The sequence below is a fragment of the Pseudomonas sp. Pseusp3 genome (assembly GCF_047304225.1).
Lineage (GTDB): Bacteria > Pseudomonadota > Gammaproteobacteria > Pseudomonadales > Pseudomonadaceae > Aquipseudomonas > Aquipseudomonas fluorescens_CD.
In genome coordinates, this window is the sequence record NZ_JBGLYV010000050.1 from 12,729 (window position 1) to 35,019 (window position 22,291).

Genomic DNA, 22,291 nt, shown 5'->3' on the forward strand with positions numbered 1-22,291 from the left:
GTTTCACCACCGTCCACTGTAGGAGCGAGCTCGCTCGCGATGGGCGTGAACGATAACGCGTGCTGCCTGGAGAAACGCGGCGCCTGTTGGTTTTTCGCGAGCAAGCTCGCTCCTACAGGGGCTGGGGTCAGCGAGCGTTCAGCACGATATCTACGCGTGTCAGCCATTCCGCTTCAATGGCGAAGTCGGCTTGGGTCAGCTGGTTTTCATCCAGCCAGTTTTCCGGGAAAACCACTTCCAGGTGGTTGTCATAGGCGTTCAGTTCCACCTGGGGCATTTGCTGGGTGCCACGTATGTGGTGGAACAGAATCGCAAAGCGCAGCAACACGCACAGGCGAATCAGCTTGGTGCCGTCATCGCCGAACTCGGCGAACTTGTCCTTGGGAATGTTGCGTCGGTGGCCGCGTACCAGCAGCGCGAGCATCAACTGGTCTTCGCGGGAAAATCCGGCGAGGTCCGAGTGCTCGATCAGGTAGGCGCCGTGCTTGTGGTACTGGTAGTGGGCGATGTCCAGGCCCACTTCATGGACCTTGGCCGCCCAGCCGAGCAGTTCGCGCCAGACGCCGTCTTCCAGATCCCAGTCCGCGGCCACCTGGTCGAACGCATGCAGTGCCTTGCGCTCGACGCGTACCGCTTGTTCCTGATCGACGTGGTAGCGCTCCATCAGCGAAGTGAGGGTGCGTTCGCGCACGTCTTCGTGATGATGGCGGCCCAGCAGGTCATAGAGCACGCCTTCGCGCAAGGCGCCTTCACAGTGATCCATGCGTTGCAGTTCGAGGGAGTCGAAGATCGCTTCGAGGATCGCCAGGCCGGCCGGGAAAATCGCCCGGCGATCCGGTTTGATGCCTTCGAAATCGATTTTCTCGACGTCGCCCAGCTTGATCAGTTTGCGCTTGAGCCAGGCCAGACCTTCGGCGTTGACCTCGCCGGTGCTGTGGCCGCCAGCCTTCAGCGCCAGACCGATGGCGCGGATGGTGCCCGAGGAGCCAATGGCTTCATCCCAGGTCAGGCGATGCAGGGCGTGCTCGATGCTCATGATCTCCAGTCGCGCCGCGGTGTACGCCTGGGCGTAACGGGCCGGGGTGATCTTGCCGTCCTTGAAATAGCGTTGGGTGTAGCTGACGCAACCCATCTGCAGGCTTTCGCGCAGCAGCGGTTCGAAGCGCTGGCCAATGATGAACTCGGTACTGCCGCCGCCGATGTCGGCCACCAGGCGCTTGCCCGGGGTGTCGGCGAGGGTGTGGGACACGCCGAGATAGATCAGGCGCGCTTCTTCACGGCCGGAAATGACTTCCACCGGGTGGCCGAGAATTTCTTCGGCGCGACGGATGAATTCGGCGCGGTTGCGCGCTTCACGCAAGGCGTTGGTGCCGACGATGCGAACGGCACCGGTAGGCATACCGCTGATCAGTTGGGCGAAGCGCTTGAGGCAGTCGAGCCCGCGCTGCATCGATTCTTCGTTGAGATGGCGCTCTTCGTCGATGCCTGCGGCCAGCTGAACCTTCTCCCCGAGACGCTCGAGAATGCGGATTTCAGCGTTCTGGGCCTTGGCCACGACCATGTGAAAACTGTTGGAGCCCAGGTCGATTGCGGCGATCAGGGACAGATTCTTGGCTTGAGATTGCGGCATGGTCTGGGGTCTCGGTCGATAACCTCGACATCGTGCCACGATCAAAGGCTGCCGCCAACGCGCAGTGTTCAAAGCCTTGATCCAGCACAGCAAAGCAAGCGGCCGCTATGCGGCCAATCGCGGGCAAGCCCGCTCCCACAGGATCTCGGTTGAAGCACTATTGTGTGCTCGACGCAAAACCTGTGGGAGCGGGCTTGCCCGCGAAGGCGGCCTCCAAGGCACTGAAGATCTGTCAGCCCGCCGCTTCAACCGTCCCGATGAAGTTCGCCAGCTCAGCCGTCTGCGGATTGGCGAACAACACCTTCGGGTCGCCCGTTTCATGCACCTTGCCCAGGTGCATGAACACCAACTTGTCCCCAACCTCCCGGGCGAAGCGCATTTCGTGGGTGACCATGATCAGCGTCATGCCTTCCCTGGCCAGTTGCCGGACCACGCTCAGCACTTCGTTGACCAGCTCCGGGTCCAGGGCCGAGGTGATTTCGTCGCACAGCAGCACCTTCGGCGACATCGCCAGGGCGCGGGCAATCGCCACCCGCTGTTGCTGGCCGCCGGACAGTCGATCCGGAAAGGCATCGAACTTTTCGCCCAGCCCGACCCGTTCCAGCATCTGCCGCGCCAGTTCGGCGGCCTTGGCCTTGGGCACTTTCTGCACCACTTGCGGCGCGAGCATCACGTTTTCGCCAACCGTCAGGTGTGGGAACAGGTTGAACTGCTGGAACACCATGCCGACTTTCTGCCGCAGGCTGCGCAGGTCGGCGCGAGCGGCGTCGAGGTACTCGCCGTCGACTTCGATCACGCCGTCGTTGATCGACTCCAGGCCGTTGAGGGTGCGCAGCAGGGTGGACTTGCCCGAGCCGCTGCGGCCGATGATCGCCACCACCTGGCCTTCCTCGACGCTCAGGTCGATGCCTTTGAGCACATGGTGATCGCCGTAGTATTTATGCAGGGCGGAAATTCTAAGCAGAGGCATGCAGTCTCCTTTCCAGGTAGCGCGCACTGAGGGACAGGGGGTAGCAGAGCAGGAAGTAGCCGAGGGCGACGAGGCCGTAGACCATGAAGGGTTCGAAGGTCGCATTGGCGAGCATGCCGCCGGACTTGGTCAGCTCGGTGAAACCGATGATCGAGGTCACGGCGGTGCCTTTGACCACTTGCACCGAGAAGCCCACGGTCGGCGCGACGGCAATGCGCAAGGCCTGCGGCAGGATCACATGGCGCAGTTGTTCCAGCGGATTGAGCGCCAGGCTCGATGAGGCTTCCCACTGGCCATTGGGGATCGACTCGACGCAACCGCGCCAGATCTCCGCCAGATAAGCGCTGGTGAACAGCGTCAACGCGATCGCCGCCGCCATCCACGGTGAAATCTCCAACCCGGCCAGCGCCACACCAAAAAACACCAGAAACAGCTGCATCAACAGCGGCGTGCCCTGAAACAGCTCGATGTAGGTGCGCGCAAAGCTGCGTGGCAGGGATTGATCCGAGATGCGCATGACCATGATCAGCAAGCCGATCAGCCCGCCGCCAATGAAAGCCACCAACGACAGCGCCAGCGTCCATTGCAGGCCGGTGAGCAGGTTGCGCACGATGTCCCAGAAGGTGAAATCACTCATCGGCCGCTCCTTGCGATGAACCGCTGGCCGATCCAGTTCAGGAACTGGCGGATCAGTAGCGCCATGCACAGGTACAGCAGCGTGGTCAGGGCGTAGGTTTCAAAAGCGCGGAAGTTGCGCGATTGAATGAAGTTGGCCGCGAAACTCAGCTCTTCGGTGGCGATCTGTGAACACACCGCCGAGCCGAGCATGACGATGATGATCTGGCTGCTCAGGGCCGGCCAGACTTTGCCCAGTGCCGGCAGCAGCACGACATGGCGGAATGCCTCGAAGCGCGTCATCGCCAGTGCCGCCGCGGCTTCCAGCTGACCCCGGGGGATCGCCTGGATACCGGCACGGATGATCTCGGTCGAATAGGCGCCGAGGTTGATCACCATCGCCAGCACCGCTGCCTGCCATTCGGAGATCTGCACGCCCAGTGACGGCAAGCCGAAGAAGATGAAAAACAGCTGCACCAGAAATGGCGTGTTGCGGATCAACTCGACGTAGACCGCAAAAAAAACCGCGAAAGGCCGAATGTTCCACGCCCGCACCAGCGCCCCGACGATGCCAAGGCCCACACCGAGCACGGCGCCGATGGCTGTCAGCTCAAGGGTGAACAACGCACCGCGCAGCAACAGATCGGTGTTGTGCACCACCGGCAGGAAATCGAACTGATAAGCCATAAAACGTCTCCAGCGCGCCGAATCAGAGATCAGCCGGCAGCGGTTCTTTCAGCCAGGTCAGGGAGTTCTTTTCCAGCGCGCCGTCGCTCCTGGCGGTCACGAGAATCTGGTTGACCTTATCCAGCAGCTGCGGCTCGTTCTTGTTCACGCCCACGTAGACAGGCGAATCCTTGAGCTTCACTTTCAGCGCCGGCACACGTTTCGGGTTCTTCTCGCTGATCGCGACCATCACTACGTTGCCGCTGGCGATCAGGTCGACTTGCCCGGCCAGGTACGCGGCGATGGTCGAGTTGTTGTCTTCGAAGCGCTTTATGGTCACGCCTTCGGGAGCGACCTTGGTCAGCTCGATGTCTTCAATCGCGCCACGGGTGACGCTGATGGTTTTGCCCTTGAGATCGTCCAGACTCTTGATGTCAGCGTCTGGCGGACCGAACACCGCGAGGTAGAACGGCGCATAGGCACGGGAGAAGTCGATGACCTTCTCGCGCTCCGGGTTTTTGCCGAGGCTGGAAATCACCAGGTCGACCTTGCCGGTGGTGAGGAACGGGATGCGGTTGGTGCTGTTGACCGGCGTCAGTTCGAGTTTGACCTTGAGCTGCTCGGCCAGCAGTTTCGCGGTGTCGATATCGAGGCCGCGGGGTTTCATGTCCGGGCCGACCGAGCCAAAGGGCGGGAAGTCCTGGGGCACGGCAACCTTGAGGACGCCGCGCTTGACCACGTCTTCCAGGCCGTCGGCGTGGGCGGGTGCCTGGCTCAGCATCAGGCTGGCAAACAGGGCTGCGAGGAGGGCGCTGTAACGCTGGGTCATGGCAAATCTCCGAATCGGCAAGAAGTGATTTCTGCGGATCGACAGAGCATGGGGCATGCCAACTTGGGGTTTTGGGGGCGCCAGAGTGCGGTTTTACTGGCGTCGGATGGTCTTACTGGTCTGAACAGTCAAGTTGCGTTTCGCACCCCGATAGCGCAGCCGGGAATATCGCGAACCCCCATGGGGCACGACTTGCCGGGGACCGTGAATAGCTTTACAACTGAGCGCACTTTGGCCTGGTTCGTCTGGAAAACCATGAATTCGATCTCCCGCGCCGTACCCGAAGTGGCGCTGCAAGCCATTCGCAAACTGATTACCGAGCAGGGCTTCGGGCCGGGTGATGCCTTGCCCTCGCAACGGGACCTGGCGCTGCAACTGGGCGTAAGCCGGGCTTCTTTGCGCGAGGCGTTGTCGTCCCTGAGTGCGTTGGGCGTCGTCAGCATTCAGCCGGGTAAAGGTGTATTCGTTCAGGCGCCGGTGGAGCTGCCGCGAGGCGAAGCGATGCCGGGCTGGCCGTTCGCGGCGCAGGCTTCGCCGCTGGATATCTTCCAGTTGCGTTATGCGCTGGAGGGGTTTGCCGCGGGGCTGGCGGCCGTGACCTTGAGCACTGAAGAGCTCGATGCGCTGGAGGACAATGTCGCCGCCATGCGCAACGAACTGAAAGCCGCTGATTTCGAAGCGGCGGCGCGCCTGGACTTCGAATTCCACCGGCGCATCCTGCTGGCCAGCGGCAATCAGGCAATGCTGAGTATCCTCACCGCCAGCGCCGATATCTTCCTGGAAAGCCAGAAACTACCGTTCATCCGGGCCGAACGAGCCATGGAAACCTGGCAGGAGCACCGCAAGATCCTTCGCGCACTGGCTCGCCGAGCCTCTGGCGCCGCGCAAAAGGCCATGCAAGAGCATGTGCGCAACGCGGCGTTGCGCACCGGAATCGCCTTCGTCGCTCCCGCCCCGGCGTGACCCGGGCTATACCCAAACTCATGGAACGCCATAGCGAGACTCAATCAACTGCACCTTCCTGAACGAGGGAAGGGCAGCTATGATGGGCCACGTTTTTTTGCTTACAACCCTGGAGAATTCCATGAGCAGCGATCTTATCAAACACGTTAGCGACGCTAGCTTCGAGGCCGACGTACTCAAGGCTGAAGGCGCTGTACTGGTCGATTACTGGGCTGAGTGGTGCGGCCCTTGCAAAATGATCGCTCCTGTCCTGGACGAAATTGCCGAGACCTACAAAGGCAAGCTGACCGTTGCCAAGCTGAACATCGACGAAAACCAGGAAACCCCGGCCAAGCATGGCGTGCGTGGTATCCCGACCCTGATGCTGTTCAAGAACGGCAACGTTGAAGCGACCAAGGTCGGCGCACTGTCGAAGTCGCAACTGGCTGCTTTCCTCGACGCCAACATTTAAGCGTCGTTGCAAGTGTCTTGAAAAAAGCCCCGCAAATAGCGGGGCTTTTTGCGTATACAGGGCTAGACGCTCCTGATACTCAGGTGGTACATTCGGCCCCGCATTGGTTTCTCCATTGCCCCCTGCTAGCCGTCGCCGACGCACTCCTTTTCGAATAAGTACGCGATCCTGTCGCCTTCTCCGCGGCGCGGCCTCATTAAGCCAAAAGCTTAATTTCCCCCCTCCATAAATGATTACGTCATTCCTATATGAATCTGACTGAACTCAAGCAAAAGCCGATTACCGAACTGCTCGAATTGGCCGAACAGATGGGCATAGAAAATATGGCCCGTTCGCGCAAGCAGGACGTGATTTTCTCCCTGCTCAAGAAGCACGCGAAAAGCGGTGAGGAAATCTCCGGTGATGGCGTGCTGGAGATTCTCCAGGACGGCTTCGGCTTCCTGCGCTCCGCTGACGCTTCCTATCTCGCAGGTCCGGACGATATCTACGTCTCGCCGAGCCAGATCCGTCGTTTCAACTTGCGCACCGGTGACACCATCGTTGGCAAGATCCGCCCTCCAAAGGAAGGCGAGCGTTATTTCGCGCTGCTCAAGGTCGACACGATCAACTTCGACCGTCCGGAAAACGCGAAAAACAAGATTCTCTTCGAGAACCTGACCCCGCTGTTCCCGACCGTGCGCATGAAGATGGAAGCCGGTAACGGTTCCACCGAAGACCTGACCGGTCGTGTTATCGACCTGTGTGCCCCGATCGGTAAAGGCCAGCGCGGTCTGATCGTTGCTCCGCCGAAAGCCGGCAAGACGATCATGCTGCAGAACATTGCCGCGAACATCGCGCGTAACAATCCTGAAGTTCACCTGATCGTGCTGCTGATCGACGAACGTCCGGAAGAAGTAACCGAAATGCAGCGCACCGTGCGCGGCGAAGTGGTTGCCTCGACGTTCGACGAGCCGCCGACCCGCCACGTGCAGGTTGCCGAAATGGTGATCGAGAAGGCCAAGCGCCTGGTCGAGCACAAGAAGGACGTGGTGATCCTGCTCGACTCCATCACCCGTCTGGCGCGTGCCTACAACACCGTGATCCCGAGCTCCGGCAAGGTACTGACCGGTGGTGTCGATGCCCACGCCCTGGAGAAGCCGAAGCGTTTCTTCGGCGCCGCGCGGAACATCGAAGAAGGCGGCTCGCTGACCATCATCGCCACCGCGCTGGTTGAAACCGGCTCGAAGATGGACGAAGTGATCTACGAGGAATTCAAGGGCACGGGCAACATGGAACTGCCGCTGGATCGCCGTATCGCTGAAAAACGCGTCTTCCCGGCCATCAACATCAACCGTTCCGGTACCCGCCGCGAAGAGTTGCTGACCGCCGACGACGAGCTGCAGCGCATGTGGATCCTGCGCAAGCTGCTGCACCCGATGGATGAAGTCGCTGCCATCGAGTTCCTGGTCGACAAGCTGAAAACGACCAAGACCAACGATGAGTTCTTCCTGTCGATGAAACGCAAGTAAGTCGAACAGGCACAAAAAGCCGGGGAAACCCGGCTTTTTGCTATCTGATTTTTGATCAAATGCCAGTTCGTGGTTCTGAATAGAGGGCTTCGGCGCTAAACTGCCTGCCCCCGAACGCCACGGCCAACACGAGGCTCACGCATGCAGTATCGCGACTTGCGCGACTTTATCAGCGGGCTGGAAAAGCGCGGTGAACTCAAGCGCATTCAGGTTCCGGTGTCCCCAGTGCTCGAAATGACCGAGGTCTGCGACCGCACCTTGCGCGCCAAGGGCCCGGCCCTGCTTTTCGAAAACCCTACCGGTTATGACATTCCCGTGCTCGGCAACCTGTTCGGCACACCCGAGCGCGTCGCGCTGGGCATGGGTGCCGAAGCGGTCAGCGAGCTGCGCGAGATCGGCAAGCTGCTGGCGTTCCTCAAGGAACCCGAGCCGCCGAAAGGCCTGAAGGATGCCTGGTCCAAGCTGCCGATCTTCCGCAAGATCATTTCGATGGCGCCGAAAGTCGTCAAGGATGCGGTGTGCCAGGAAGTGGTCATCGAAGGCGACGACGTCGACCTGGCCATGTTGCCGGTGCAGACCTGCTGGCCGGGCGATGTCGGTCCGCTGATCACCTGGGGCCTGACCGTCACCAAAGGCCCGAACAAGGATCGCCAGAACCTCGGCATCTATCGTCAGCAAGTGATCGGCCGCAACAAGGTCATCATGCGCTGGCTGAGCCACCGTGGCGGCGCGCTGGATTTTCGCGAGTGGTGCGAGAAGCATCCCGGCCAGCCGTTCCCGGTATCGGTCGCGCTGGGCGCCGACCCGGCGACCATCCTCGGTGCCGTGACCCCGGTGCCCGACAGCCTCTCCGAATACGCCTTTGCCGGCCTGTTGCGCGGTAACCGCACCGAGCTGGTGAAGTGCCGCGGTAACGACCTGCAGGTACCGGCCACCGCCGAAATCATCCTCGAAGGTGTGATCCATCCGGGCGAGATGGCCGATGAAGGCCCGTACGGCGACCACACCGGTTACTACAACGAAGTCGACAGCTTCCCGGTGTTCACCGTCGAGCGCATCACCCACCGGATCAAACCGATCTACCACAGCACCTACACCGGTCGTCCACCGGATGAGCCGGCGATCCTCGGCGTGGCGTTGAACGAAGTGTTCGTGCCGATCCTGCAGAAGCAGTTCCCGGAAATCACCGATTTCTACCTGCCGCCCGAAGGTTGCTCGTACCGCATGGCCGTGGTGACCATGAAAAAGTCGTATCCCGGCCATGCCAAGCGGGTAATGCTCGGTGTCTGGTCGTTTTTGCGACAGTTCATGTACACCAAGTTCGTTATCGTCACCGACGACGATATCAACGCCCGGGACTGGAACGACGTGATCTGGGCCATCACCACGCGCATGGACCCCAAGCGCGACACGGTGATGATCGACAACACGCCGATCGACTACCTGGACTTCGCTTCGCCGGTGTCCGGCCTGGGTTCGAAAATGGGCCTCGATGCCACGCATAAATGGCCGGGCGAAACCACCCGTGAATGGGGTCGGGTCATCGTCAAGGACGATGCCGTGACCCAGCGGATCGATGCCATCTGGAATCAGTTAGGAATAGATTGATGCGTGTAACCTTGCAGCCTTCCGGAGCAGTGCTTGAGATATTGCCCGGCGAGCGGATTCTCGATGGTGCGCGACGATTGGGCTACGAATGCCCGCAAAGTTGCCGTAACGGCAATTGCCACGTGTGCGCGGCGCTGCTGGTGGAAGGGCGGGTCGAGCAGGCTGGCGATGTGCGCGACCATGGTGAGTTCTACACTTGCATAGCGGAGCCGCTGGAAGACTGCATCGTGCTGTGGGATGGCGTGCTCGCGCTGGGAGAACTGCCGGTGCGCAGCTTGTCGTGTCAGGTCATTGAGTGCAGGGACGTGGGCGGCGACACCTGGCGCGTGCGTCTGCGGGCTCCGGCCGGCAAACCGCCGCGCTACCACGCCGGTCAGTACCTGATGATCGAACGCGAGAACGGCGAAAAGTCGGCTTTCTCCCTCGCCTCGGCACCGCATGCGGGGCGTGACCTGGAAATCCATGTACTGGCGCGTGAATCCAGTGCGCTGAGCCTGATCGAACAGCTTCAGCGCAACAGCATGGTGCGGGTCGAGTTGCCGTTTGGCGATACCCACCTGGCAGAGTTGCCGGACGGTCCTCTCGTGCTGATCGCCGCCGGCACCGGCATGGGCCAGATCCACGGCCTGATCGAACATTGCCGGGCCTCGGGTTTCAAGCATCCGGTGCACTTGTATTGGGGCGTGCGTCGTCCTGAAGACTTTTATCAAGTCGAACATTGGGATGAGTGGCTGAAATTGTCCAACCTGTTCCTGCACAAGGTCGTCAGCGATCAATGCGGCTGGAAGGGGCGTTGTGGCATGTTGCATGAAGCGGTGTGTGAGGATTTCCCTGATCTCAAGCCGCTGCATGTGTACGCCAGTGGTTCTCCGGCCATGGTCTACGGCACGCTGGATGCGCTGGTCGAGGCAGGGATGGACGCCCACCAGATGCGCGCCGACGTATTTGCCTACGCCCCTAGATCCTGATCTGCCCCCCCCGTACTTGTAGGAGCGAGCATGCTCGCGATGGACTCAAGAACGCTGCGGGCAGCCTGACTTCCCGCATAATCGTTAACGACCATCGCGAGCGAGCTCGCTCCTACAGGTATATAACCCGCTATATAGCCCATCGGTATTTATAAAAATGTATAAATGTCGGTAGGTTATATCTCGTTCAAGTGATTAATTAAGAACTGCGCCAAGGCACTTAAATTACTTGAAAACATATGTGCCTTATTGTTTCGGCGGTGCGTTCTATTTAGTAACTGTTTACTCGCGGGGAGCTGAACGCTATTCGCCATGAGCGCCATCGAATCTGCTTTTTTGAATCTGGCTTACCCTCCACGGCTCGATCTGGGGCCGCAGCTCACTCACGAACAATTACTCAGCTCGATGCAATCGACCATGGCCCGCCACAAGGGTGGGCCGGTGTGGCTGTTTGCCTACGGGTCGCTGATCTGGCGGCCTGAATGCACGGCGGTTGAACGGGTTCGTGGCCGGGTGCATGGCTATCATCGCGGGTTGTACCTGTGGTCCCACGAACATCGCGGCACGCCGGAAATGCCCGGTCTGGTGTTTGGCCTGGATCGCGGCGGTTCTTGCAGCGGTTTCGCCTATCGCTTGCCCGAAGAACAACTCGAGGCGTCGCTATACGCACTTTGGCAGCGCGAGATGCCGTTTCCTTCCTACCGCCCGCACTGGCTTAACTGCCGTCTCGAAGACGGCAGCCAGGTACAGGCCTTGGGTTTTGTGCTGGAGCGACATCTGCCCAGCTATGCCGGCAACCTGCCGGATCATGTGCTGAGCCATGTGTTTGAAAACGCTTGCGGGCGCTATGGCACCACCCGCGATTATGTCGAGCAAACGGCTCACGCCCTGCGCAGCCACGCCATGCCAGACCGGAATCTGGAGGCGCGGCTCAAGCGCTGTAAATCAAAGGCCGATCATGCGAGCGCTTCGCGCCCCTGACTGGCGATTTGTTTGTGCCGTAGCGTCGGGGCCAGGAAGGCCATCGCCAGCAGGCAGGCGCCGACCAGCAGCACGAAGCCGCCGTCCCAACCGAAATGGTCCACGGTGTAGCCCATGGCTGCACTGGCCGCGACCGAGCCGCCCAGATAACCGAACAGACCGGTAAAGCCCGCCGCCGTACCCGCAGCTTTCTTCGGTGCCAGTTCCAGCGCCTGCAGGCCGATCAGCATTACCGGGCCGTAGATCAGGAAGCCGATGGAAAGCAACGCGATCATGTCGACCATCGGATTACCGGCCGGGTTGAGCCAGTAAACCAGCGTCGCGACAGTCACCAGCGCCATGAACACCATGCCGGTCAGACCGCGGTTGCCACGGAAGATCTTGTCCGACATCCAGCCGCACAGCAGCGTGCCCGGGATACCTGCCCACTCGTAGAAGAAATACGCCCACGAAGTTTTGTCTACGGTGAAACCCTTGGCTTCCTTGAGATAGGTTGGCGCCCAGTCCAGCACGCCGTAGCGCAGCAGATAGACAAACACGTTGGCCAAGGCGATGTACCAGAGCATTTTGTTGCGCAGCACATATTTGACGAAGATTTCCTTGGCGCTGAATTCCTCTTCGTGGCTGGCGTCGTAGCCTTCCGGGTAGTCGTTCTTGTACTGCTCGATCGGCGGCAGGCCAACCGATTGCGGGGTGTCGCGCATGGTCACAAAGGCAAACACCGCTACCGCCAGTGCCACTGCTGCCGGCACGTAGAACGCGGCGTGCCAGTCATTGAACAGGCCCATGCCGATCAGGAACAGCGGGCCGATCAGGCCGCCGCCGACGTTGTGTGCCACGTTCCACACGGAAACCACGCCGCCACGCTCCTTCTGCGACCACCAGTGCACCATGGTCCGGCCACTCGGTGGCCAACCCATGCCCTGTGCCCAGCCGTTGATGAACAGCAGAATGAACATCATGGTCACGCTGGACGTCGCCCAAGGCGCGAAACCGAAAATGAACATCACCCCGGCCGAAACCAGCAGGCCGAACGGCAGGAAGAAGCGCGGATTGGAGCGGTCGGACACCAGGCCCATCAGGAACTTCGACAGGCCGTAGGCAATCGCGATGGCGGACATCGCCAGACCCAACTGACCACGGGAGTAGCCCTCATCGATCAGGTACGGCATGGCCAGGGAGAAGTTCTTGCGCAGCAGGTAGTAACCCGCGTAGCCAAAGAAGATACCGGCGAAGATCTGCCAGCGCAGGCGTCGGTAGGTGCTGTCTATTTTTTCTTCAGGCAATGGAGCCTGATGTGCGGCAGGACGAAAGAAAGCAAACATTCAAGAGCTCCAGATTTCTTGTTTTGACTGCGGATGCGAATATTACAGTTTCGTTACCGAAAATAGCACCGCTTCTCATTGGCAAAACAGGGGAGATGTTGGATATCGCGCGTTCCTTTATGAACATGTCGCTCAGATGTAAGTGAGGGGCGTTGTAGGAAGCGTTACCCGTTTTCGTATTGAGGACTTGGTGTACCGAAAATTGGGCAGTTTTTTGGGAAAGGTCCTTCGTTCAATGCGGAAGTCATGGCGTTATGCCGGACGACTGCGCCCCGTAACCTTTGCGCTGTTGCCAGGTCTGGCATTACAGACGAAGGGAGAGGGATATGCGGTGGTGGTTGTGTGGGGTTTTGTTGCTGGTCTGCGCGGATGTCAGGGCCGGGGAGGTGTTCCTGATACCCGAGAATAATCCGAAGCCGGTGTACCCGGTGGAGCTTTACCGCGCCGGTGTCATCGGCATGGTGCGTGTCAGCCTGACCGTGCAGGCCGATGGTTCTGTCAGCAAGGTTGTGATTGCCGAAGATACGCATCCCGGACTCGGTGAGGCTTCATTGGCCGCAGTCAGCCAATGGCGGTTCAAGCCATGGAGGATCACCGACGATCAGCCGGCGAAAGTCGTCGTAATCGCACCAATGGATTACAGACTGGACCGGGATCAACCCATCCACATCAACAAGACGCTGGAACGGCTGAAATGTGGTGACATCGGACGGGCAGCGCTGAACATCGCTGACACTTCGTGGGTAGACCTGCCGGTATTCAGATGGACCCGCAGTTACCTGGCGCACTCCCTTTCGCCGACGCAATTGCCGGAGGAGAAACGACTGGCGCTGATTGCCAGGCTCAATAAAAGCATCCCTTTGATAGTCAGGCGTTGTAATACTTATCCCGCGAGCCGATACGTGCGGTTTCTTCCGGAAGAGATAGCGACTCTGTTTTGACGAAAAAGCGCGGCAGCGTGGCCGCGCTTTTTTGCAGATAGGGACTCAGCGAACCTGCACCACCACTTTCCCGACCGCTTTACGCTGGCCAAGATCATTGATCGCTTGCGCCGCATTGCCCAGCGGATAGACCTGCGACACCAGTGGCTTCAACTTGCCTTCGGCAAACCAGCCGAACAGCTGCTGGAAGTTTGCTGCGTTGTCCTGTGGCTGGCGCTGGGCGAAGGAGCCCCAGAACACGCCGAGCACTGCGGCACCCTTGAGCAGCGCGAGGTTCACCGGCAGTTCGGGAATGCGCCCGCTGGCGAAGCCGACCACCAGCAGGCGGCCGTTCCAGGCGATGGCACGGATGGCCTGGTCGAACAGGTCGCCGCCCACCGGGTCGTAGATTACGTCGGCACCCTGGCCGTCGGTCAGGCGCTTGATTTCGTCCTTGAGGCTGGTTTCGCTGTAGTTGATCAGTTCATCGGCGCCGGCGGCCTTGGCCACGGCGAGTTTTTCCGCGCTGCTGGCCGCGGCAATCACCCGGGCGCCCATGGCTTTGCCGATTTCCACTGCGGCCAGGCCGACACCGCCGGAGGCGCCAAGCACCAGCAGGGTTTCGCCCGGTTGCAGGTTGCCGCGCTGCTTGAGGGCGTGCATCGAGGTGCCGTAGGTCATGCTGAAGGCGGCGGCGGTGTTGAAGTCCATGGACGGCGGGATCGGCAGCACGTTGTAGCCCGGCACGGCGACCTGTTCGGCAAAGCTGCCCCAGCCGGTCAGGGCCATGACCCGGTCACCGACTTTCAAGTGGCTGACTTTTTCACCCACGACGCTGACCACGCCTGACGCTTCGCCACCCGGAGAGAACGGGAAGGGCGGCTTGAACTGGTATTTGCCCTCGATGATCAACGTGTCGGGGAAATTGACCCCGGCGGCGTGCACGTCCAGCAGGATTTCATTCTTCTTCGCGACAGGACTGGCGACGTCTTCCAGCACCAGCGATTCGGCAGGGCCGAAGGCTTTGCACAGCACGGCTTTCATCAGGGCTATTCCTTTGGGAGTGATGGCCGATAAGTGTAGGTGTGTGGGTCGATGGGTCAACGAGCATGCCCGGCCCTGATAGTCAGCCATAAGCTTGTGCTTGTGCGACGGGTCGTTATGCTAGGCCGCAAACCGGATAAGGAGCGAATTGTGAAAGCGTGGATCATGTTGTTGCTGGCCCTGTCTCTGCCTGTGGCAGCGGTGGCCGAAGAAGCCAAAGAAGATGCAGCTCCGAAGGTCAGCTACATCACCCTGAGTCCGCCGTTCGTGGGTAACTACGGGCTGGACGGCACGCCGAAACTGAAGGTCTACAAGGCCGATGTGGCGTTGCGGGTGACCGGTGACGAGGCCGCCAAGGCAGTGAAGGCCAATGAACCTTTGATCCGCAATCAATTGGTCGCGCTGTTCGCCCAGCAGACCACCGAGACGATGAACAACGTCGAGGCCAAGGAGAAGCTGCGTCAAGAGGCCCTGAAACAGGCCCAGCAGGTGATGAACGATGAAACCGGGAAACCTGTGGTTGAGGATCTGTTGTTCAACAACCTGATCATTCAGTAAGTTTTCCGCCGCCTGTACCGGCCTCTTCGCGGGCAAGCCCGCTCCCACAGTGGATTTGTGTTGGAACATGATCATATGTCCACAACAGGAACCCTGTGGGAGCGGGCTTGCCCGCGAATGCATTCTGACAGACGTCGAAAATCTCAGGGTTTGAGTGCAATCACCGCCGCCCACTGCTGCGCCGTTACCGGCATCACCGAAAGCCGCGAACCTTTCTGCACCAATGGCAACTCGGCCAGCGCCGTCTGTTGCTTCAGATAATCCAGTTTCAGCACTCGGGCAAACGTCTCGACATGCGCGACATCGATCGCGCTCCAGGCGTTTTTCTCCGGGGTGGCCTTCGGGTCAAAATAATGGCTCTCCGGCTCCAGTGCCGTCGGGTCCGGATAGGCGGCTTCGACAATCCTGCCGATCCCGGCGATACCCGGCTCGGGGCAGCTGGAATGATAGAAAAAGAACTCGTCCCCCACCGCCATGGCCCGCAGGAAATTGCGTGCCTGATAGTTACGAACCCCGTCCCAGCGCGCTTTGCCGAGTTTTTCCAGCCCTTTGATCGAGAGTTCGTCAGGCTCGGATTTCATCAGCCAATAGGCCATGTCTTTTGCTCCTTGCGTGGTGATTGAGCAGCTTGTCGGCAATTTTATGACAAACCGACAGTCGGTTGACGTCAGCATTTGCGCAGCGGTTCACGTTGTCGCAAAATGCCGGCCTTTAAAGCTTGACGCTGCTGCACGGCCTGTAAACGGAAACCGCTGCTGTCATCGTGTTGATATGCCTTTGGGGGGCAATCGATGAAACGCAAACCGGATTTACTATGGATTTTGGTCATTTTGTTTGGCCTTGGCGTCGTGACCACTGGCTATGCCCAAAGCCTGTGGGCCAACAAGACCGATGCACCGGTCGAGCTCGGCCAATTGCAGCAACAGTCGACAGCCTTCAAGCGCTGATCCTGTTGCCGTGGCGCCACTGATCGAAGTGGTGCCTAGCCTGCGTAATACCAGGCCTTGTCTGTCACCGTTCCTTGCAACGGCACATCCCAGCTCGCCTGAGCCAATCGCTCCACCTTCTGACATTCGTGGGCAAGCCCCAACAGCGTAGGCTTGCGCCAGTCCTGTCGGCGCGCCAGGTAGGCCAGGCTCCGGTCGTAGAAGCCACCCCCCATCCCCAGGCGTCCGCCGACATCGTCAAAACCCACCAATGGCAACAACACCAGGTCCAGCGCCCAGATCCTGCGCTGCCGGGCGAGGTTGGCCCGTGGTTCGAGGATGCGAAAGCGGTTGGGTTTGAGTTTCTCCCCGGGCCGGATGCGCTGGAACACCATTTTGGTTCGCGGCCAGGCACTCAGCACCGGCAGGTAGGTGGCCTTGCCCCGGCGCTGTGCGGCACGCAGCAGCAGGCGCGGATCAATTTCACCGTCGGTCGGCAGATAGAGCGAGATGTGTCTGGCGCGGCGGAACAGCGGTTGCTGGGCCAGTTGCTTGTATAGCCCGCGAGCGGCCTGGCGCTGTTGACTCGGTGTCAGTGCGCGGCGGGCGTTGCGCAGCATGCGTCGAAGTTGCGGGCGGGGTAGCAGCGCAGGTTCGGTCATGGATTCGGGCTTCGGCAGGACGGATACGCAAAGCGTACCTGTAAAAACGCCGATGCCGGTATTTAAACCGGCATCGGACTGGAATCAGGCTCCCCGAATGTGTCGCTGTCGACTTAGCCCTTGAACCCGAAAGTTCAAGGTGGAAGATGCAGTAGGCTTTAAGGCTTTCCGTCTAGCGGACATGCACACCAGCCCAACGTGCAACCTCCAGGGTATAGCAAATCGGCTCAGGGACATCGCCAACTGGCAAGCACCCCAGGGAGTGATTCGAGTATACCTCAAGCGATCGCGCGAATCAGCCTTTGGTGACGTCCGGATCGGTGGCGAGCACCAGATCGACGCGATCGAGCAGGTCGCGCACCTGCTCACGGGTCGAGCCGCTGACCTGTACATCCGGGCGATCTTCCTTGTGCAGCAGATCGTGGGTGATGTTCAGCGCGGCCATCACGGCGATACGGTCGGCGCCGATGACTTTGCCGCTGCTGCGGATCTCGCGCATCTTGCCGTCCAGATAACGGGCGGCGCTGATCAGGTTGCTGCGCTCTTCCTGAGGGCAGATGATCGAATACTCTTTGTCGAGGATCTGCACGGTGACGCTATTGCTTGAACTCATGAGTCTTGCTCCAGGGCCTTGAGGCGCGAAATCATCGATTCGACCTTACGTCGGGCGATTTCGTTTTTTTCAATGAGGTGCGCGCGTTCCTCGCGCCAGGTCTTTTCCTGAGCTAGTAAGAGTCCGTTTTGACTCTTAAGTTGCTCGACTCGGGTAATCAGCAGTTCGAGTCTGGCCATCAGCGCTTGCAGGTCGGTGTCTTCCATTGTCTTCACTGTCTGATGGGTGTCGGACTGTAGGAGCGAGCTTGCTCGCGATGAGCCCGAGAACGTCGCGGGGTGTCAGGTACCCAGCGTTATCGTTGGCGACCATCGCGAGCGTGCTCGCTCCTACAGGGGTAGTCGATGTAGGATACAAGGCCTTCATTCTAGACATAGCGCCGTCTGGCGCCTAGCTGCCCATGACCATTCAGAATTCCCCGTACCAAGCCTTCGCCACCTTGCTGACTTCCAGCGGTCACAACGTCTCGCCTGCCGAACTGCACGGCCTGCTGCTCGGCCGCAGCTGCGCCGGCGCCGGTTTCGACGCCGAAGGCTGGCTGATCGACGCCGCCGAACTGCTCGAAAACGAGCCTCAGGACAACGTTCGCAGCGCCCTGATCGGCCTGCAGGAAATGGTCAAGGGCGAACTCACCGGCGATGACGTGACCGTCGTACTGCTGCTACCGACCGACGATGCTCCGCTCACCGAGCGTGCCGCCGCACTGGGCCAATGGTGCCAGGGCTTCCTCAGCGGTTTCGGCCTGAACTGCCGTGACAGCAGCATGCTGAGCACCGAGGCCACAGAAGTTTTGCAGGACCTGGCAGCCATTTCCCAGGTGCAAGACGCGCTGGAAGAGTCCGAGGACGGCGAAACCGACTATATGGAAGTCATGGAGTACCTGCGCGTTGCACCGCTGCTGCTGTTCTCCGAGACCAAAAAAGACGTGCCAGCCGCCAAACCGTCGCTGCACTAATCGTTTGCCAGGGAACGCCATCTGCCCATGATCCACATCCCGAAATCGGAATACAGCCGTCGCCGCAAGGCCCTGATGGCGCAGATGGAACCCAACAGCATCGCCATCCTGCCCGCCGCCGCGGTGGCCATTCGTAACCGCGACGTCGAGCACGTTTACCGCCAGGACAGCGACTTCCAGTACCTCAGCGGTTTTCCCGAGCCCCAGGCCGTACTGGTGTTGATGCCGGGGCGTGTGCATGGCGAATACATCCTGTTCTGCCGCGAGCGCAACGCCGAGCGCGAGCTGTGGGATGGCCTGCGCGCCGGGCAGGAAGGCGCGATTCGCGATTTCGGCGCTGACGACGCCTTTCCGATCACTGATATCGACGACATCCTGCCGGGCCTGATCGAAGGCCGTGACCGGGTGTATTCGGCCATGGGCAGCAACCCTGAATTCGACCGCCACCTGATGGAGTGGATCAACGTGATCCGTTCCAAGGCCAACCTCGGTGCCCAGCCACCGAACGAATTCGTTGCCCTGGATCATCTGCTGCACGACATGCGCCTGTATAAATCGGCGGCGGAAGTGAAAGTGATGCGTGAGGCGGCGCGGATTTCCGCCCAGGCGCACGTGCGGGCGATGCAGGCCTGTCGCGCCGGGTTGCACGAATTCAGCCTGGAAGCCGAGCTCGATTACGAGTTCCGCAAGGGCGGGGCGAAGATGCCGGCCTACGGCTCGATCGTCGCGGCGGGGCGCAACAGCTGCATCCTGCATTACCAGCAGAATGACGCGGTACTCAAGGACGGTGATCTGGTGCTGATCGATGCCGGTTGCGAGATCGACTGTTACGCCAGCGACATCACCCGGACCTTTCCGGTCAGTGGCAAGTATTCAGCGGAACAGAAAGCGATTTACGAATTGGTGCTGGCCTCCCAGGAGGCCGCCTTTGCCGAAATCGCCCCGAACAAACACTGGAATCAGGCGCACGAGGCTACGGTCCGGGTCATCACGGCCGGGCTGGTCAAGCTGGGGCTGCTGCGGGGCGACGTCGACGAACTGATCGCCAGCGAAGCCTACAAGGCGTTCTACATGCACCGCGCCGGGCATTGGCTTGGCATGGATGTGCATGATGTCGGCGAATACAAGGTCGGCGGCGAGTGGCGCGTGCTGGAGGTCGGCATGGCGCTGACCGTGGAGCCGGGGATCTATATCGCCCCGGACAACCAGAGCGTGGCGAAGAAATGGCGCGGCATTGGCGTGCGCATCGAGGACGACGTAGTGGTCACCAAAACCGGCTGTGAAATATTGACGGGCGGCGTGCCGAAGTCTGTCGCCGAAATCGAGGCCCTGATGGCGCAAGCACGGACACAAGCGGCATGAGTCGAGTCAACCTGGCAATCATCGGTGGCGGGCTGGTCGGTGCAAGCCTGGCGCTTGCACTGCAGGCCGGCGCCAAAGCCCGGGGCTGGAAGATCGTGCTGATCGAGCCGTTCGCCCCTGGCGACACCTGGCAACCGAGTTACGACGCCCGTTCTTCGGCGTTGTCCTTCGGCTCGCGGCAAATCTATCAACGGTTGGGCATCTGGCAGGAAGTCACCCGCCGCGCCGAGCCGATCAAGCAGATTCATGTGTCCGACCGTGGACGTTTCTCCACCGCCCGGTTGTCGGCGATGGAAGAGGGCGTTCCAGCGCTGGGTTATGTCGTTGAAAACGCCTGGCTCGGCCAATGCCTGTGGCAAGGCCTGGACAAGGATGTGATCAGTTGGCGTTGTCCGGCGGAGGTCACTCGCATGGAGCCGCTGACCGATGGCTATCGCCTGACCCTCAACGATGAAACCATCCTGGAATGCGACCTCGCGGTGCTCGCCGATGGTGGCCGTTCCGGCCTGCGCGAGCAATTGGGGATCGGCATCCGCAAGCGTCCGTACAACCAGAGCGCGCTGATCGCCAACATCACCCCGAGTGAAGCCCACAACGGCATGGCCTTTGAGCGTTTCACCGACGAAGGCCCGATGGCATTGCTGCCGCTGCCGGAAAACCGCTGCGCACTGGTCTGGACCCGCCTGGGCATGGACGCGCAACGCCTGGCGGCACTCGATGAGCGCAGCTTCCTCAGCGAGTTGCAGGGTGTGTTCGGTTATCGCCTTGGCGCATTGAAGCAGGTCGGTGCGCGGCATCTGTATCCGCTGACACTGGTCGAGGCCGAAGAACAGGTGCGTTCGCATCTGGCGGTGCTCGGCAACGCGGCGCACAGCCTGCATCCGATTGCCGGCCAGGGGTTCAACCTGTCCCTGCGCGATGCCCAGGCCCTGGCCGATGCCTTGCTCGCCAGCGAAAAACCATTGGGTGACTTCGCCACGTTGCAAGCCTATCGCGAACGCCAGCGTCTCGATCAGGACCTCACCGTGGGCTTCTCTGATCAGGTCACGCGTCTGTTTGGCAGCACCCAGCCGCTAGTGTCCCTGGGGCGCAACATCGGCTTGCTCGGCCTCGATCTGCTGCCACCGGCCAAGCGCTGGTTTGCCCGACAGGCGATGGGGCTGGGTACCCGTCCAGATGCGTGACGGGCTGATCCGCCGTTTTGGCAAGGCACGACTGATAAAAATACCTGGCGCAATTGCAGGTCGACATTCATGACGGCGCCGGCCACCTGGTGGCGCGGGTCGGGAAAACCCTTTACGTGCGGCTCAAGCCGCAAGAGAGACAGGCTTAAAGCATGGAAATGCGTGCAGATCTGCTGATTGTCGGGGCCGGAATGGTCGGCAGCGCCCTGGCGCTGGCGTTGCAGGACAGCGGGCTGGAAGTCCTGCTGCTGGACGGCAGCCCCATGAGTGTCAAACCCTTCGACACTCAGGCCGCGTTTGAACCGCGGGTGAGCGCCTTGTCGGCCGCCAGCCAGCGGATTCTCGAGCGCCTTGGCGTCTGGGATGGCATCGCCGGGCGACGCAGCAGCCCCTACACCGACATGCAGGTCTGGGATGGCAGCGGCACCGGGCAAATCCACTTCTCGGCGGCCAGCGTGCATGCCGAGGTGTTGGGGCATATCGTCGAGAATCGCGTGGTCCAGGATGCCTTGCTTGACCGCCTGCACGACTGCGACCTGGGGTTGCTGGCCAATGCACGGCTGGAACAGATGCGCCGCTCCGGCGATGACTGGCTGCTGACCCTGGCCGATGGCCGTACCTTGCGCGCACCACTAGTAATTGCAGCCGATGGCGCCAACTCGGCGGTGCGGCGCCTGACCGGGGTCGCGACCCGCGAATGGGATTATCTGCACCATGCCATCGTCACCAGCGTGCGTTGCGCCAAACCGCATCAGATGACGGCCTGGCAGCGCTTCACCGACACCGGTCCGCTGGCGTTTCTGCCCCTTGAGCGCGACGGCCAACAGGATTGGTGTTCGATCGTCTGGTCGACCACACCTGGCGAGGCCGAACGTCTGATGGCGATGGATGAACAAGGCTTCTGCAAGGCGCTGGAGCGGGCCTTTGAAGGTCGGCTCGGCGATGTACTGAGCACCGACCCGCGCCTGTGCGTGCCCCTGCGTCAGCGGCATGCCAAGCGTTATGTGGCTGAAGGCCTGGCGTTGATCGGCGATGCGGCCCACACCATTCACCCATTGGCCGGGCAAGGTGTGAATCTCGGATTTCTCGATGCCGCCGTGCTGGCCGAAGTGTTGCTGCAAGCGGCAAACCGTGGCGAACGCCTGGCGGATGTGAAAGTCCTCAGCCGTTACGAGCGTCGGCGCATGCCTCACAACCTGGCGCTGATGGCGGCGATGGAAGGCTTCGAGCGCTTGTTCCAGGCCGATCCGTTGCCGGTGCGCTGGTTGCGCAATACCGGGTTGAAAATGGTTGAGAAAATGCCGGAAGCCAAGGCCTTGTTCGTGCGTGAAGCGCTGGGGCTGACCGGGGATTTGCCGGCGTTGGCCAAGCCCTGAGGTTTGCGTTGAGCCTACTGGCCCCTTCGCGGGCAAGCCCGCTCCTACAGGCATTGCGCTGTACCTGTGGGAGCGGGCTTGCCCGCGAAGGCGTCAGCACAAGCACCACAACTTCCAAGCAGCGCAACATCTGGTAACTCCTCCGCAAGCGGGTTCGATTGAGAAGCTAAATGTGAG

The 22,291-nt window shown here is 60.6% G+C and carries 24 protein-coding genes, 1 other RNA gene and 1 pseudogene; 14 read left to right on the forward strand and 12 right to left on the reverse strand.

What is annotated here, in order from left to right; genetic code table 11:
* Window positions 1-127: 127 nt before the first annotated feature.
* From ppx to ACCD00_RS17945, 5 genes are all read right to left on the reverse strand, one after another.
* Entirely contained in the window at window positions 128-1,630 is a 1,503-nt protein-coding gene (ppx, locus tag ACCD00_RS17925) for an exopolyphosphatase (RefSeq protein WP_413426477.1), read from the reverse strand.
* A 232-nt stretch (window positions 1,631-1,862) separates the two neighbouring features.
* Window positions 1,863-2,600: an amino acid ABC transporter ATP-binding protein gene (locus ACCD00_RS17930; protein WP_057398732.1), complete on the reverse strand. Its 738-nt coding sequence runs from the start codon at window positions 2,598-2,600 to the stop codon at window positions 1,863-1,865.
* Window positions 2,587-3,237, reverse strand: a complete 651-nt coding sequence (locus ACCD00_RS17935; protein ID WP_413426479.1) for an amino acid ABC transporter permease — start codon at window positions 3,235-3,237, stop codon at window positions 2,587-2,589. The genes ACCD00_RS17930 and ACCD00_RS17935 overlap by 14 nt, the downstream gene beginning before the upstream one ends.
* On the reverse strand, window positions 3,234-3,902 hold the full coding sequence (locus ACCD00_RS17940; protein WP_413426481.1) for an amino acid ABC transporter permease: 669 nt from the start codon (window positions 3,900-3,902) through the stop codon (window positions 3,234-3,236). Before ACCD00_RS17940 ends, ACCD00_RS17935 begins: the two co-directional genes overlap by 4 nt.
* Before the next feature lie 22 nt (window positions 3,903-3,924).
* Window positions 3,925-4,710: a transporter substrate-binding domain-containing protein gene (locus ACCD00_RS17945; RefSeq protein ID WP_413426483.1), complete on the reverse strand. Its 786-nt coding sequence runs from the start codon at window positions 4,708-4,710 to the stop codon at window positions 3,925-3,927.
* Between the two features lie 255 nt (window positions 4,711-4,965).
* On the opposite strand from ACCD00_RS17945, the gene ACCD00_RS17950 reads away from it, so the two are divergent.
* From ACCD00_RS17950 to ACCD00_RS17975, 6 genes are all read left to right on the forward strand, one after another.
* A complete protein-coding gene (locus tag ACCD00_RS17950) occupies window positions 4,966-5,673 on the forward strand; it encodes a FadR/GntR family transcriptional regulator (RefSeq protein WP_413426485.1) in 708 nt (235 codons plus the stop codon).
* Between the two features lie 121 nt (window positions 5,674-5,794).
* Complete coding sequence (trxA, locus tag ACCD00_RS17955; RefSeq protein ID WP_003206727.1) at window positions 5,795-6,124, forward strand: thioredoxin TrxA; 330 nt, start codon at window positions 5,795-5,797, stop codon at window positions 6,122-6,124.
* A gap of 248 nt (window positions 6,125-6,372) precedes the next feature.
* Window positions 6,373-7,632: a transcription termination factor Rho gene (gene rho / locus ACCD00_RS17960; protein WP_003206716.1), complete on the forward strand. Its 1,260-nt coding sequence runs from the start codon at window positions 6,373-6,375 to the stop codon at window positions 7,630-7,632.
* A gap of 141 nt (window positions 7,633-7,773) precedes the next feature.
* Entirely contained in the window at window positions 7,774-9,240 is a 1,467-nt protein-coding gene (ubiD, locus tag ACCD00_RS17965) for a 4-hydroxy-3-polyprenylbenzoate decarboxylase (protein ID WP_008015451.1), read from the forward strand.
* Window positions 9,240-10,208: a CDP-6-deoxy-delta-3,4-glucoseen reductase gene (locus tag ACCD00_RS17970; RefSeq protein ID WP_413426488.1), complete on the forward strand. Its 969-nt coding sequence runs from the start codon at window positions 9,240-9,242 to the stop codon at window positions 10,206-10,208. Before ubiD ends, ACCD00_RS17970 begins: the two co-directional genes overlap by 1 nt.
* Before the next feature lie 312 nt (window positions 10,209-10,520).
* Complete coding sequence (locus ACCD00_RS17975) at window positions 10,521-11,189, forward strand: gamma-glutamylcyclotransferase (RefSeq protein WP_057398738.1); 669 nt, start codon at window positions 10,521-10,523, stop codon at window positions 11,187-11,189.
* Here ACCD00_RS17975 and glpT read toward each other — a convergent pair.
* A complete protein-coding gene (glpT, locus tag ACCD00_RS17980) occupies window positions 11,165-12,514 on the reverse strand; it encodes a glycerol-3-phosphate transporter (protein WP_413426490.1) in 1,350 nt (449 codons plus the stop codon). The two genes, ACCD00_RS17975 and glpT, sit on opposite strands and share 25 nt — an antisense overlap.
* Window positions 12,515-12,840: 326 nt before the next feature.
* Between glpT and ACCD00_RS17985 the strand changes: the two genes are divergently transcribed.
* Window positions 12,841-13,455, forward strand: coding sequence for an energy transducer TonB (locus ACCD00_RS17985; RefSeq protein WP_413426492.1), 615 nt, complete (start codon window positions 12,841-12,843; stop codon window positions 13,453-13,455).
* A gap of 45 nt (window positions 13,456-13,500) precedes the next feature.
* Here ACCD00_RS17985 and ACCD00_RS17990 read toward each other — a convergent pair whose 3' ends face one another.
* The gene (locus ACCD00_RS17990) at window positions 13,501-14,478 is read right to left on the reverse strand and encodes an NADPH:quinone oxidoreductase family protein (protein ID WP_413426494.1); all 978 of its coding nucleotides are present in this window, start codon (window positions 14,476-14,478) and stop codon (window positions 13,501-13,503) included.
* Window positions 14,479-14,628: 150 nt separating this feature from the next.
* On the opposite strand from ACCD00_RS17990, the gene ACCD00_RS17995 reads away from it, so the two are divergent.
* Entirely contained in the window at window positions 14,629-15,036 is a 408-nt protein-coding gene (locus tag ACCD00_RS17995) for a flagellar basal body-associated protein FliL (protein ID WP_413426496.1), read from the forward strand.
* Window positions 15,037-15,179: 143 nt separating this feature from the next.
* On the opposite strand, the gene ACCD00_RS18000 is transcribed toward ACCD00_RS17995, so the two are convergent.
* Complete coding sequence (locus tag ACCD00_RS18000; protein WP_413426498.1) at window positions 15,180-15,632, reverse strand: EVE domain-containing protein; 453 nt, start codon at window positions 15,630-15,632, stop codon at window positions 15,180-15,182.
* Window positions 15,633-15,827: 195 nt separating this feature from the next.
* Here ACCD00_RS18000 and ACCD00_RS18005 point away from each other — a divergent pair, with 195 nt between their 5' ends.
* Window positions 15,828-15,983 carry a hypothetical protein gene (locus ACCD00_RS18005; protein ID WP_196373703.1) on the forward strand — a complete coding sequence of 52 codons (156 nt, stop codon included), beginning with the start codon at window positions 15,828-15,830 and terminating at the stop codon, window positions 15,981-15,983.
* Window positions 15,984-16,018: 35 nt separating this feature from the next.
* Here the strand turns inward: ACCD00_RS18005 and ACCD00_RS18010 are convergent, their stop codons facing one another.
* The 4 genes from ACCD00_RS18010 to ACCD00_RS18025 all read right to left on the reverse strand — a co-directional run bounded on the left by ACCD00_RS18010 (window position 16,019) and on the right by ACCD00_RS18025 (window position 17,443).
* Entirely contained in the window at window positions 16,019-16,624 is a 606-nt protein-coding gene (locus tag ACCD00_RS18010; RefSeq protein ID WP_008015434.1) for a 5-formyltetrahydrofolate cyclo-ligase, read from the reverse strand.
* Window positions 16,625-16,710: 86 nt separating this feature from the next.
* Window positions 16,711-16,889: non-coding RNA, 6S RNA (gene ssrS / locus ACCD00_RS18015), on the reverse strand.
* Between the two features lie 30 nt (window positions 16,890-16,919).
* On the reverse strand, window positions 16,920-17,237 hold the full coding sequence (locus ACCD00_RS18020) for a cell division protein ZapA (RefSeq protein ID WP_015097304.1): 318 nt from the start codon (window positions 17,235-17,237) through the stop codon (window positions 16,920-16,922).
* Window positions 17,234-17,443: a TIGR02449 family protein gene (locus ACCD00_RS18025; RefSeq protein WP_007982902.1), complete on the reverse strand. Its 210-nt coding sequence runs from the start codon at window positions 17,441-17,443 to the stop codon at window positions 17,234-17,236. The genes ACCD00_RS18020 and ACCD00_RS18025 overlap by 4 nt, the downstream gene beginning before the upstream one ends.
* 194 nt (window positions 17,444-17,637) lie before the next feature.
* Between ACCD00_RS18025 and ACCD00_RS18030 the strand changes: the two genes are divergently transcribed.
* From ACCD00_RS18030 to ACCD00_RS18050, 5 genes and pseudogenes are all read left to right on the forward strand, one after another.
* On the forward strand, window positions 17,638-18,192 hold the full coding sequence (locus tag ACCD00_RS18030; RefSeq protein WP_111282885.1) for a YecA family protein: 555 nt from the start codon (window positions 17,638-17,640) through the stop codon (window positions 18,190-18,192).
* Between the two features lie 27 nt (window positions 18,193-18,219).
* Window positions 18,220-19,554: a Xaa-Pro aminopeptidase gene (gene pepP / locus ACCD00_RS18035; RefSeq protein WP_413426502.1), complete on the forward strand. Its 1,335-nt coding sequence runs from the start codon at window positions 18,220-18,222 to the stop codon at window positions 19,552-19,554.
* Window positions 19,551-20,738: a 2-octaprenyl-6-methoxyphenyl hydroxylase gene (ubiH, locus tag ACCD00_RS18040; protein WP_413426504.1), complete on the forward strand. Its 1,188-nt coding sequence runs from the start codon at window positions 19,551-19,553 to the stop codon at window positions 20,736-20,738. Before pepP ends, ubiH begins: the two co-directional genes overlap by 4 nt.
* A gap of 38 nt (window positions 20,739-20,776) precedes the next feature.
* Window positions 20,777-20,887: pseudogene (locus ACCD00_RS18045) on the forward strand (tetrameric acyl-CoA thioesterase); the annotation flags it as partial.
* A gap of 9 nt (window positions 20,888-20,896) precedes the next feature.
* A complete protein-coding gene (locus tag ACCD00_RS18050) occupies window positions 20,897-22,114 on the forward strand; it encodes a 2-octaprenyl-3-methyl-6-methoxy-1,4-benzoquinol hydroxylase (RefSeq protein WP_413426527.1) in 1,218 nt (405 codons plus the stop codon).
* The last annotated feature ends 177 nt before the right edge of the window (window positions 22,115-22,291 follow it).

Excerpts from the sequence above, each read along its gene's own strand:
- ppx (WP_413426477.1), bottom strand. The coding sequence starts at position 1,630 with ATGCCGCAATCTCAAGCCAAGAATCTGTCCCTGATCGCCGCAATCGAC.
- ACCD00_RS17930 (WP_057398732.1), bottom strand. The coding sequence starts at position 2,600 with ATGCCTCTGCTTAGAATTTCCGCCCTGCATAAATACTACGGCGATCAC.
- ACCD00_RS17935 (WP_413426479.1), bottom strand. The coding sequence starts at position 3,237 with ATGAGTGATTTCACCTTCTGGGACATCGTGCGCAACCTGCTCACCGGC.
- ACCD00_RS17940 (WP_413426481.1), bottom strand. The coding sequence starts at position 3,902 with ATGGCTTATCAGTTCGATTTCCTGCCGGTGGTGCACAACACCGATCTG.
- ACCD00_RS17945 (WP_413426483.1), bottom strand. The coding sequence starts at position 4,710 with ATGACCCAGCGTTACAGCGCCCTCCTCGCAGCCCTGTTTGCCAGCCTG.
- ACCD00_RS17950 (WP_413426485.1), top strand. The coding sequence starts at position 4,966 with ATGAATTCGATCTCCCGCGCCGTACCCGAAGTGGCGCTGCAAGCCATT.
- trxA (WP_003206727.1), top strand. The coding sequence starts at position 5,795 with ATGAGCAGCGATCTTATCAAACACGTTAGCGACGCTAGCTTCGAGGCC.
- rho (WP_003206716.1), top strand. The coding sequence starts at position 6,373 with ATGAATCTGACTGAACTCAAGCAAAAGCCGATTACCGAACTGCTCGAA.
- ubiD (WP_008015451.1), top strand. The coding sequence starts at position 7,774 with ATGCAGTATCGCGACTTGCGCGACTTTATCAGCGGGCTGGAAAAGCGC.
- ACCD00_RS17970 (WP_413426488.1), top strand. The coding sequence starts at position 9,240 with ATGCGTGTAACCTTGCAGCCTTCCGGAGCAGTGCTTGAGATATTGCCC.
- ACCD00_RS17975 (WP_057398738.1), top strand. The coding sequence starts at position 10,521 with ATGAGCGCCATCGAATCTGCTTTTTTGAATCTGGCTTACCCTCCACGG.
- glpT (WP_413426490.1), bottom strand. The coding sequence starts at position 12,514 with ATGTTTGCTTTCTTTCGTCCTGCCGCACATCAGGCTCCATTGCCTGAA.
- ACCD00_RS17985 (WP_413426492.1), top strand. The coding sequence starts at position 12,841 with ATGCGGTGGTGGTTGTGTGGGGTTTTGTTGCTGGTCTGCGCGGATGTC.
- ACCD00_RS17990 (WP_413426494.1), bottom strand. The coding sequence starts at position 14,478 with ATGAAAGCCGTGCTGTGCAAAGCCTTCGGCCCTGCCGAATCGCTGGTG.
- ACCD00_RS18000 (WP_413426498.1), bottom strand. The coding sequence starts at position 15,632 with ATGGCCTATTGGCTGATGAAATCCGAGCCTGACGAACTCTCGATCAAA.
- ACCD00_RS18005 (WP_196373703.1), top strand. The coding sequence starts at position 15,828 with ATGAAACGCAAACCGGATTTACTATGGATTTTGGTCATTTTGTTTGGC.
- ACCD00_RS18010 (WP_008015434.1), bottom strand. The coding sequence starts at position 16,624 with ATGACCGAACCTGCGCTGCTACCCCGCCCGCAACTTCGACGCATGCTG.
- ACCD00_RS18020 (WP_015097304.1), bottom strand. The coding sequence starts at position 17,237 with ATGAGTTCAAGCAATAGCGTCACCGTGCAGATCCTCGACAAAGAGTAT.
- ACCD00_RS18025 (WP_007982902.1), bottom strand. The coding sequence starts at position 17,443 with ATGGAAGACACCGACCTGCAAGCGCTGATGGCCAGACTCGAACTGCTG.
- ACCD00_RS18030 (WP_111282885.1), top strand. The coding sequence starts at position 17,638 with ATGACCATTCAGAATTCCCCGTACCAAGCCTTCGCCACCTTGCTGACT.
- pepP (WP_413426502.1), top strand. The coding sequence starts at position 18,220 with ATGATCCACATCCCGAAATCGGAATACAGCCGTCGCCGCAAGGCCCTG.
- ubiH (WP_413426504.1), top strand. The coding sequence starts at position 19,551 with ATGAGTCGAGTCAACCTGGCAATCATCGGTGGCGGGCTGGTCGGTGCA.
- ACCD00_RS18050 (WP_413426527.1), top strand. The coding sequence starts at position 20,897 with ATGCGTGCAGATCTGCTGATTGTCGGGGCCGGAATGGTCGGCAGCGCC.